The sequence below is a fragment of the Microcystis sp. M_QC_C_20170808_M3Col genome, assembly GCF_007095505.1.
GTDB lineage: Bacteria > Cyanobacteriota > Cyanobacteriia > Cyanobacteriales > Microcystaceae > Microcystis.
This window is the reverse complement of sequence record NZ_SFBY01000232.1, coordinates 1-10,759: the sequence shown is the minus strand read 5'-3', so window position 1 is coordinate 10,759 and position 10,759 is coordinate 1. Positions and strand designations below refer to the sequence as shown.

The window sequence follows — 10,759 nt, the reverse complement described above, 5'->3', positions numbered from 1 at the left end:
CTTTCTTGTCTTTCATACCATGCTTGTGTTCTGAGATGGAGAGCTTTATTGTAAACCAATCTTACACAGCCCAAAGTGCGCCGCAATAGCGACTCTTGTTCTGGTGTGGGGTAAAATCGGAACGAGTAGGCTTTCTCCATGTCTCACATTTTATATATAGCGTTTCCTGTTAACAAGAGGTACATTCTCAATCCTGAAAAGCTTAATCAGCAAAGGTTAAAGTGTGCCACACAGATGTGAGAACCGCTATATTTCGTAAATGTGCTAATATTTAACAGTAAAGCCGTCGTTCTACGACGGGGTTTCACTCCCAAATTTTCGATGATAGATTTTAATACTCTCGCTGAATTTTCCCGCAACTATTGCATCTCGATTTGTGCCTTTTTAGTACCCGCTAACTTAGTAACCACCGTTTTAACAGTTCTTTTTCTCTATTTCGGTCGTCCTACCCGTCAAATCTTCCCCATTGCTTCCCTAGCTTTGTTGTTCGCTGTCACCATGTTTCTCCACGTCGCCACCTGGTTAATGATTGGTGTGGTTATGGCCCCCACTTTTATCCTCTTTGGACTGGGTTTAACCTGTTTTGTGATCAATCTTCAAGCCATCAGCGATCGCCAAAGCTTGGAACAGTTATTACACACCGGGGTTAGCCGTCTGGCCCGCTCTTTCAACTAAAAAAAGCGCCGAGACTTCCCACCCCACCATTAAGATAACCGCTAGATCTGGCTGAATTTTTTTCAGCCAAAGACTTGACAAAATCAAAAATTTTTGCTAACCTTGTAGTATAATGGGAATCCGTCTCGGCCTACGAACTCTCTTTTTAACTCTTTCTCAAGAATAAAAATTTTAACCCGAATTGCCGGTAGTAGCTAAACTAAGAGCAGTACCAAGGGAAACGGTGACTATGGAAGTTATTTGCACGCGTCCCCACTGTCCGAAACCGCGTAATCAATGTCTAGACCTAGACGATAACAATCGCTTAACCTCGATCGATCAGAAATATTGTACTACTTGCGGGATGCCATTAATTTTAGGGGGACGTTATTTGCCAGAACGTCTATTGGGAAAAGGAGGATTTGGTGCGGCATTTTTAGTAGTAGATCGTTATAGTCCCAAAAAAGCTAAATGTGTACTCAAACAATTTCAACCTTCCGGTAATTTAAGTCCGCAAGCTTTAGAAAAAGCGAAAAACTTATTTTTTCAAGAAGCGCACGTTTTAGAAGATTTAGGACGAGAACATCCCCAAATCCCCGATCTCTATGCTTTTTTCCCTTTAACAGTCAAGAATCAATTAACGGGAGAAGAAGAGCAATTTTTCTATCTGGCCCAGGAATATATCGACGGTAAAAACTTAGAAGAAATTCTCCAACAGCAACAAAAACCCTTTCAAGAAAGTGAAGTCAAAAACATTCTCGAAGAACTACTTCTTATCCTCAAATTTATTCATGAAAATGGTTCCATTCACCGGGATATAAAACCATCTAACATCATGCTATCCAAAAATGGCCGCCTCTATTTACTCGATTTTGGGGCAGTAAAACAGGCTACCAATAATCCCAATAATACACAAGAGAAATCCACAACAATTTACTCGGCAGGATTTGCCCCTCCCGAACAACAATTAGGCAATCAGGTATCAGCAGCCACGGATTTATATGCCCTAGCAGCTACCTGTGTTATGCTCTTAACTAATCGCGATCCTGATGATCTATACGATCCGCAAAAACAGGTCTGGAATTGGCAAAATTATGCCCCCAACATCAGTGCAGATTTAGCAAGAGTATTCAATAAAATGTTACTAGCAAATCCCCTGGATAGATTTCAATCCTGTGGAGAAGTTTTAACCGCTTTAAATCCTCCTCCTCCATTTTCCCCATCTCCTTCACCTTCTCCAATTCCTCCATCTCCTTCACCTTCTCCAATTCCTCCATCCCCTCCATCTCCTCCAGTGATTAGAAAAACTTCCCGCTTTTCTCTTGGAGAAACCTTCGCTAATGCTGCCTTTACAGGATTTGAAGGGACATTATTAGTAATTGCCTTAAATAGTTTAGTCCCCTCGGTAGGAATTGTCATCGCTTTTATGATCTTAGGGGGCTTAGTTTTGGCATTATTTAAAAAAGTGATTGAAGGGGTAGATTTAGCGATTCTAGCAGCAAGTACCTCCTTTGCCTTCTGGTTATATACGCAACTGCAAGGAACCCTAAGTTTCCCTGAAATTACTATCATTGCCGTGATGGCAGCCATCGGAGCAATTGCTATTACCGCCTTTTTCCGGTTAATATATCGGATAATTTTGCGATTATTTTAAAACCCTGAAAGTGGTTAAATTATCATCACTACCGCCAGTAATCGTGCCACCGAGGTCTAAAATAGTTTGCAGATAGTCGAGGATTTCCTGCGAAATTAACTCTCCCGGCATCAAAACGGGAATACCGGGGGGATAGGGACAGATAACATCAGCACTAAGACGATCGAGGGCATTTTTCCGGGATACTATCTCTGTAGGGGCAAAAAAAGCCTTTCTAGGAGAAATAGCCAAATTTCCCGTGACTGGGGGAGGAGTGGGGGGTAAACTGGTAGAGGAAGGGGATTTCAGGCATTGAAAAGCAGTAATTAGACGATTAATGTGTTCTCGATGGTTGCCGATGGAGATAATAAAAGTAAGTTGGCTGAAAGTCGGTAATTCTGCGGTGACAGCGTATTTTTCTCGCAAAATATCGTCTATTTCGTAACCAGTTAAACCAAAATCTTTGACGATTACCGTTAAACGAGTGCGATCGAACCAGTGACAACCTGGGATAGAATGGGGAAAGTCTAAAACAGAGATATTAGGAATTTTATTGAGTTCTTTTCGGGCGATAGCGGCTAAATCAAGGGTTTTGCTCAGTAAATCTAGTCCTTGCGTCGCCATTTGCTTTCTAGCACTATCAAGAGAAGCGAGAAGCAAATAACTAGGGCTAGTGGTTTGAACTAATTGTAAGGCTCGATCGACTTTTTCGGAACTAATGCGATCGCTTTTTAAGTGTAACATCGATGCTTGAGTTAAGGCCCCTAAAACCTTATGGGTGGACTGAATAGCCATATCGGCACCGAGAGACAGCGCAGCCGGAGGTAAATCGGGATGAAAGGCAAAATGCGCCCCGTGAGCCTCATCGACGAGCAGCGGGATAGAATAATGATCGGTAATCTGGGCGATAGTTTTTAAGTCACAGCAAACCCCTTGATAGGTGGGAGAGACTACCATCACCGCTTTGGTGTCGGGATGAAGTTTCAGGGCATTTTCGAGGGATTGGGGGGTTATATTTAAATTTAGATCGATAGTGGGATTATATTCGGGATTGATAAAGATAGGCTGCGCCCCAGAGAGAATTAAGCCTGAAATTGCCGATTTATGAATATTTCTCGCCAAAATAATTTTATCTCCCTGGCCGCAAGTGGCTAAAATCGCCGCAATAATGCCACAACTGGAACCATTGACCAAAAACCAGCTTTTATCTGCCCCAAATGTCTCGGCTGCTAAAATTTGCGCTTCTTTAATCACTCCCGTCGGGGCAAACAAATTATCAAGGTCGGGTAATTCGGGTAAATCGGCTTTAAAGACGCTTTTTCCCAGTAAATTACTTAAATCCTCCCCGATTCCTTCCCCCTGCTTATGCCCCGGAGCATAAAATGGTACATCTAAACTATTGACTTTTTTTTGCAGTTGTGATAGTAGCGGAGCAGATTCTGGCGAAGGCATTGTGGGAAGGGGTTGGGGGTTGGGGGTTGGGGGTTGGGGGTTGGGGGTTGGGGGTTGGGGGAATTAGGAAGTGGGAAGAATAAATAAAAATAATCTCCTGAATACTGTTAAATATCTGTGCCTAACATTTGCAGTTTATATAAACTAGCGTAGAGGCCGTCTTTGGTTAATAAATCTTCATGGGTTCCCGATTCGACTAATTCCCCGCGTTTAAGGACAAGAATTCGATCGACATCGCGAATAGTAGAGAGACGATGGGCGATAATAATAGCAGTACGATCGACTAGAATCTGTTCTAAAGCTTCTTGAATTAATACTTCTGTCCCCACGTCTAAACTAGCGGTAGCTTCATCTAAAACTAAAATTTCGGGGTTACGAATAGCGACTCTCGCAAAAGCGAGTAATTGTTTTTGTCCTCCCGATAAATTTGAGCCCCGTTCCCGTAAAAGGGTATGATAACCATCGGGTAACTCCTCGATAAAGTGATCGATATTAGTTAATTTAGCTGCTGCCTTCACTTGCTCAAAATCATAATTTTCCCCTAAAGTAATATTGCGAGTAACATCTCCGGCAAATAGAAAAGTTTCTTGGAGAATGACACCGATATAACGTCTTAATTCCGCTTGGGGAAGATAACGGATATCGATACCATCCACTAGAATTCTGCCCTTACTTGGTTCGTAAAGACGACAGAGAAGACGAATAATCGAACTTTTTCCCGCACCGGTGGGACCAACTAAAGCGACTTTTTCCCCTGGATGAATGGTAAAATTGAGACCTTTGATAATATATTCATCGGGTTTATAACCAAACCAAACATTCTCAAAAATAATCTCGCCAGTTTGACGTTTTTCTGGGAAGTAAATATCTTTATAATTGTTAGAATCGGTGATTTCAATGGGAATACTAATTAATTCACCAATTCGTTCTATAGCAGTAAAACCCGCTTGAAACATGGTAAATTTTTCGGCAAACTGACGCAGGGGATTAAAGAGACGTTGGGAGAATAAAATAAAAGCTGATAAAACCCCAAAATCAATGGTTTTCTGGAGAATAAAAATCCCACCTAACCATAATACTCCTCCCACGGCAATTAATCCGATCCATTCCAAAGTGGACGAGACAGCCGAATCATAAAAAATTGTTTTATCTAGGGATTGACGATATTGAGTATTGATAGCGCGAAACATTTCAGCATTAAAGCGTTCGCGGCGAAATAATTGAACAATATTAACTCCGACTACATTTTCCTGTAATTGGGCATTAAGTTTTGATAATTCCTCGCGGACTTGATAGTTAGCGATGCGGTATTGTTTTTGAAAAAAGATAATTAAAGCAGTGACGGGAAATAACATCAACACCAACAATAAAGCTAATTGCCATTGCAGGGTAAACATGGTGATGATAATAACTAAAATATTGACCAAATCACTGACAACTCCGATCGCCCCACTAGCAAAAACTTCTCCTAATGCTTCCACATCGCTGGTTAAACGAGTGACTAAACGTCCCACGGGAGAGCGATCAAAAAAACTGGAGGAAAGGGAGGTGACATGGGTAAATAAATCTTCCCGGACATTAGCAGTAATTGACTGACCGACTTTCTGCACTAGATAACCTTGCATTGTCCCTAAAATCAGTCGTAAAATAATCGAAACCGAGAGGATAATAATTAGGGTATTAATGGCTGCTATTAAGGGCATTCGAGCCAAAAAATCCCAAGTTTGTTCCTTTTGCAAAAGGGAGACCGCTTGACCGATAATTAAGGGTTGGATCGCCCCTGTGAGAGATAGGGGAAAAAGGAGTATTAATGACCAAAATAGCAGGGCTTTTTGCTTTTTCGCGTAGGGAAGTAATCTTAATAATAAGCTCCAGTCATTTTCTTTGACCGGAGGAGACACAGGGGAGGATGATAGACTCATGAAGGGATTTCCAATGAAATTCTCGGCAGCCGGGGAGAAATTACGCCCCTATTGCTAACTTTTCTAACAGGCGATCGATCTGGAAATATTCCTCCATTAATTGTCGAATACAAGCGACTTTTACCTGTTCCTGTAAGCGAATCTTCCCGAAGGCCTGATCGACGATTTCCACGGTGGTGAGAGTATCTAAATTTACCGAGAGAATCGGTACTTCTAAATCCTCAGCCCGGCCCAAAATCAGGGGATCTGGAGAGATAGAACCAGTTAAGATTAAACAGGTGGTGGAAGTTTCTAGGGCAGCTAACTGTAGGTCTGTGCGATCGCCCCCCGTAATCACCGCCATATTTTCCCCCTTGCGAAAATATTCTAAAGCGGCGTTGACATTCATTGCCCCGATCGCTAAACTTTCTACCATCCAATCCAAACGATCGGGCCGACATAATACTTTGGCCCCTAAAAGATGGACAATTTCCCGAACACTAATACTACGCAGCAGTTTACTAGCGGGTAACAGTCCTAAAACTTCCACACCTTGGCTTACCAGATAGGGTTTAAGGAGAGATTGTACTTCCTCCCAATCATCGGCCGGGATATCACTAATTACTACCCCCAGCAGCTGATTATTTAATTCCTCTCTTGCTTTCAGCAGACTCTCGGCAATTAGGGGAGAACTATAGCGGGCCACCAATAGGATCGGAGTCTGGAGAATTTTGGCCATCTCCCCTATCGATAACTGAAAAATACTCCCTTCCCAGAGAGTCCCCGGCCCTTCGAGGAGGGTAATATCACTGTTAACCCGATCGAGATAGCCAGCAAGAATATTACCGTAGTCCTGTTTATCTGCACCTTGCAGACGTTTAGCAACGGAATCCACATCTGTATAGATCACGGGTAAACGCAGCTGTTCGGGGGATAATTCTAGTAATTGCCGGATAAATTCTACATCCTCATCGACCAATTGCCCATCGACGTATCCCGGACAATTGCCCACTGGTTTGCCGTAACTTATCTCTAGTCCTTTTTGCCGCAAGAGATGTGCTAAACCGACGATAGTTCCCGATTTACCACTGAGGGGTTCTAGGGAAGATATGAGTATAGATTTGGCTGATTTCGCCACGATTTGCTCCTTTTAACCCGTAAAATCCCGACTTTTATTCTTCAAATCGCAGCAGTTTCCGATAAAATCCCTGCGAAAAGTCGGCTGAACCTAGCTGCTTAAAGATTTTAATCGCATCGATGAGATATTCGATCAACTCGGCGTTAATAATCGTCATCTCATAGCTTAGGTCGGCCTGTCCTTCAAATTGTAAACGACAACGGGTCAATTCCGAGGGCAATTTTGATACGTACCAAGATGCCACAAAGGGAATCCCTTGACTGTTTTCTATGCGACGACGACCTTCTAAAGATCCTCCTTGATACAAAGCGATCGCATAGGGCAGGATACTATGTTTGTCCTTGGCATAGTAGGGCATATATACTACCACATCGGCCTTATTAGCGGGTTCTAATTGTTCGATAGTCGGCATAATTAGTTAATTCTTTGGTTCACAGCCAAGTTACCATTGACACTGATATTTTCCATATATTTTAACTGATCGCCCCGGGAATCTCCCGATCGAGAAAATAGGCAGAATTGACCACCAGATCATCTTCCTATACTGAGGTTATCATCGGCTATAACTGGTATATGAACCCGAAAAACCGTGCCGGGGTAGAGGGAACTTGTTTGCTCGGGATTGGGACTGATAAATTCAATCCTCCCCCCCATGCTGGTAATTAATTCTTTGGCGATCGCTAAACCCAATCCTGTACCCGGTATATCTCCCCCTGCTTGCACTCCCCGGTAGTGACGTTGAAAAATTCTTTCTTGATCGCTCCTCGCTATACCATAACCCGTGTCTTTAAAAACAATTTCTACACTATTCTTAACATTCTGCACCTCGACGGTGACTTTTCCGCCAGCAGGAGTATATTTGAGGGCATTATCAATTAAATTGCTGAATACTTCCCGCAAACCGGGGATATTGGCGCAAATAAGTGGTATGTCTTCCCCGTGAATCGTTTCTAGACGGAGATTTCTCTCTTTGGCTACGGCCTGGGCCGAAAGGAGCAGCGGATCGAGAATATCATGGAGATCGATCGGAGTTAGTTGGCTGCTGTCAGCAGGCAAGAGAAAGGCGGTGGGGGAAGATTGCGCTTGCAGGAGAGGAATATCGACAGTGGGGTAATTTTCGCTTTCTTGGTGGATTTGTGCCTCAAATTCGGCGATTAAGTCCCGAACTCGATCGCTTTCCCTCAGGATACCAGTAATGGCGGGATCGTTACCTTCTTCGGCTAAAAGCCTTTTGAGCAGAAGTTTACCAAAGGTTTTTAAAGCGGTGAGGGGATTGCGGATTTGATGGAGAAAGGTATCGAGGCGCTGACTTTGCCATTGTCGATAATAACGTTCTTCTCCCAATTGGCGATCGAGTACACAGGCTAAAGCGAGGGTTTGGGTGATTTTTTCCATCTGGGTTAATTCCCAACTTTGCCAAGGTCGTTTTTCTCTGGTTGCCACCAATAATCCGATCATGCCCTCTTCATACATTAAGGGTAAAAACAAGCGATGACCGCTGACGGTCTCCTGATTACTCCAGAGGTGGGATAAATCTTCTAACTTAACCGCAGTTAACAAGTCTGCCGCCGGTTGCCCTGGTTGTAAGGAAAGCCGCTTTTTTTGGGGAGAAGGGGGGTTAAAAGGCGGATAAACAACGACTGGGATTAAATTACTCGATAAAGGTTCATTTAAATAAACCGCACTTCTGTCCGTTTCCATTTGCTCTCGCAAAAGTTCCATCTGTGCCTGACACAGGGCAATAAAATCATCACTCAGGGGAGTCCGGGAGGGGAAGGAGAAGGGCATACCAAGAAAGTAAAAAGTAAAAAATCAGAAAACCTAGATCAAGCTTGGGTTGCGAGTTTTGTTTCCCAGTTTACATAGGGGAGAATGACCCTCCTCTTGAGTCGAGGGCAACCGGCAAAAAGCAATTAGGACAAGGGTTTGGTCACTATTTTCGGGGTGGATCACGGTATATATTAAAAAAAGTTTAAGAATAATAAGTTTTGTATCGGGATTTGGGGCAGTGTTTTCGTCAGAAAAACTTAAACCTAGTCTCAGTCTAGCTTCTAGTCAAATTTGTCTGTAATTAAGTTTGTGAGGGACACTTGATTTCTTGGTCTAGAAGGGATATAATCGCTACGGCTTTTGTAACTATCATTACCATTACAGCGATTAGCCAAAACAGGAGGTAATTGGGTTGGCCAGAAAACGGAAACGTAAGAGTCGCCGTCGTCAAGAAGGACGTAAGATACTTGAACTCATACCCCAGTATAGTATTGAAAGTGGCGAAGATAAACCTGTAACTGCGGCGCGCAAGTACATTCAAGCTATAGGCATTAGCCCACCAGCTTTATTGATTGTTAAGCGTAACGAGCATACAACCGATCGCTATTTCTGGGCTGAAAAAGGACTGTTTGGAGCGCAATATGTGGAGGAAAACCACTTCCTTTTCCCAAGTTTGCGCGACCTGCAGCCCCAGCCTCAGACCGTCAAAGCGGCGGTAGCAGTTGCCAAATAACTCAAAGGACTATTAATGGTATCATGGAAAGTAAACTCGTTTACCGAAAAGTAAACGAGTTTTTTTTGTCTGAGACCTAGTAATCATCCATCAGCTTTTCGCTGATGGCTGAAGATAAGAAATCTGAGGCCGAAAAACAGCCAAGTTTTAGGCGACATTACCTGCTGTGGCAGTAATAATTTGACGTACTTGAGCATCGGTCAGATTAGGATTGGCATTCAACATTAAGGCCACCACTCCAGCTACATGAGGTGCTGCCATGGAGGTTCCACTCAAGAAACCATAGCCACCATTAGGGAGAGTAGAATACACTTGCACGCCAGGGGCAGTGACATAGCTCATCGAAGAATTGGAACCAGCACGATTGGAGAAGGAAGCCATCTGGTTAGAACTATTAACGGCACCGACGGCAAGACCCCAAAAGGTGGCGCTGGAAGCGGGATAACCGGGTTGAGCTGCCCCCTCATTACCGGCGGCCATAACCACGATAACACCGCGACTGCTGGCATACTGGAGGGCCGATTGAACTGCACTGTCAGTGCTACCACCCCCCAAACTCATATTAATTACATCAGCACCGTTATCTACCGCGTAGCGAATTCCTTGGGCAACGCCACTAGAGCTGCCACTACCGGAATCGCTCAAAACTTTCACTGGCATAATACTGGAATTGTAGGCCACACCAGTGGCTCCGAAACCATTATTACCAGCAGCAATGGTTCCCGCCACATGAGTACCATGGCCGTTAACATCTAAAGTGTTATTATTGCCATTGGCAAAGTTCCAGCCATAAACGTCATCAACGTAACCGTTGCCATCGTTATCAAGACCATCATTGGCAATTTCGCCCGCATTCGTCCAAATATTGGCCGCTAAGTCGGCATGATTGCGGTCAACTCCTGTATCTAGTACAGCAACGATGACTCCTTGTCCTGTATAACCTCTTGCCCAAGCTTCGGGAGCATTAACTAAGTTAACCCCCCAGTCATTAGCACCACCAAAAGTGGGAACATCGGCAAAAGGACTTTGATTCAAGTTGTGTGATAATTTTTGCTTATAGAATCGTGAAATGTTTACTGGGCAAGACTTTTAGGACTATTTTGTGGAAGAAACTATCAGTATAGACCTCGTTTCCACACAGAAACCAGAAGAGCCCGGCGACGGCTCTCGCGGCATTAACTAAACCGTATCCTGAAATGGCACTATATCCGGGTACAACTGGGGTTGTGGTTGCCGACAGGGTTAAGTTATAGTTAGTGCTGCCACTATAGGGATAAACCCGGACAAAGTAAGTACCCGCACTGAGTTGACCAGTAATACTCTCACTGATGTTACTGCGATTAGTGGAGCTAGTAATCTCACTGCCATTACTATTTAATAAGGACACATCGGCATCGGCACTTAATCCCGTTAAATTCAGGCTAAAGTTGCTACTCGTTCCTAAACTAAAACGATAGTAATCATTGGTGTCTCTAGAA

The 10,759-nt window shown here is 43.6% G+C and carries 11 protein-coding genes; 3 read left to right on the top strand and 8 right to left on the bottom strand.

What is annotated here, in order from left to right:
* The coding region (locus EWV84_RS10460; protein WP_287077950.1) for a helix-turn-helix domain-containing protein at positions 1–140 on the bottom strand (140 nt) is incomplete at its 3' end.
* A gap of 181 nt (positions 141–321) precedes the next feature.
* Between EWV84_RS10460 and EWV84_RS10455 the strand changes: the two genes are divergently transcribed.
* Complete coding sequence (locus EWV84_RS10455) at positions 322–675, top strand: hypothetical protein (protein WP_287077949.1); 354 nt, start codon at positions 322–324, stop codon at positions 673–675.
* Between the two features lie 229 nt (positions 676–904).
* Entirely contained in the window at positions 905–2,308 is a 1,404-nt protein-coding gene (locus tag EWV84_RS10450; RefSeq protein ID WP_287077948.1) for a serine/threonine-protein kinase, read from the top strand.
* Here EWV84_RS10450 and EWV84_RS10445 read toward each other — a convergent pair.
* From EWV84_RS10445 to EWV84_RS10425, 5 genes are all read right to left on the bottom strand, one after another.
* Positions 2,300–3,739 carry an aminotransferase class I/II-fold pyridoxal phosphate-dependent enzyme gene (locus tag EWV84_RS10445; protein ID WP_287077947.1) on the bottom strand — a complete coding sequence of 480 codons (1,440 nt, stop codon included), beginning with the start codon at positions 3,737–3,739 and terminating at the stop codon, positions 2,300–2,302. The genes EWV84_RS10450 and EWV84_RS10445 overlap by 9 nt on opposite strands.
* A 107-nt stretch (positions 3,740–3,846) precedes the next feature.
* Entirely contained in the window at positions 3,847–5,661 is a 1,815-nt protein-coding gene (locus EWV84_RS10440; protein ID WP_287077946.1) for an ABC transporter ATP-binding protein, read from the bottom strand.
* Between the two features lie 40 nt (positions 5,662–5,701).
* Positions 5,702–6,778 (bottom strand): phosphotransacetylase family protein, encoded by a 1,077-nt coding sequence (locus EWV84_RS10435; protein ID WP_287077945.1) that lies wholly within the window; start codon positions 6,776–6,778, stop codon positions 5,702–5,704.
* A gap of 34 nt (positions 6,779–6,812) precedes the next feature.
* Positions 6,813–7,190 carry a type IV pilus biogenesis protein EbsA gene (ebsA, locus tag EWV84_RS10430; RefSeq protein WP_287077944.1) on the bottom strand — a complete coding sequence of 126 codons (378 nt, stop codon included), beginning with the start codon at positions 7,188–7,190 and terminating at the stop codon, positions 6,813–6,815.
* Positions 7,191–7,309: 119 nt separating this feature from the next.
* Entirely contained in the window at positions 7,310–8,566 is a 1,257-nt protein-coding gene (locus EWV84_RS10425) for a GAF domain-containing sensor histidine kinase (RefSeq protein WP_287077943.1), read from the bottom strand.
* A gap of 394 nt (positions 8,567–8,960) precedes the next feature.
* Here EWV84_RS10425 and EWV84_RS10420 point away from each other — a divergent pair, with 394 nt between their 5' ends.
* A complete protein-coding gene (locus tag EWV84_RS10420; RefSeq protein ID WP_286826857.1) occupies positions 8,961–9,281 on the top strand; it encodes a DUF3155 domain-containing protein in 321 nt (106 codons plus the stop codon).
* 147 nt (positions 9,282–9,428) lie between these two features.
* Here the strand turns inward: EWV84_RS10420 and EWV84_RS10415 are convergent, their stop codons facing one another.
* Both EWV84_RS10415 and EWV84_RS23095 read right to left on the bottom strand, forming a co-directional pair.
* Positions 9,429–10,316, bottom strand: coding sequence for a S8 family peptidase (locus EWV84_RS10415; RefSeq protein ID WP_287077942.1), 888 nt, complete (start codon positions 10,314–10,316; stop codon positions 9,429–9,431).
* A 19-nt stretch (positions 10,317–10,335) separates the two neighbouring features.
* The coding region (locus EWV84_RS23095) for a PPC domain-containing protein (RefSeq protein ID WP_287077941.1) at positions 10,336–10,759 on the bottom strand (424 nt) is incomplete at its 5' end.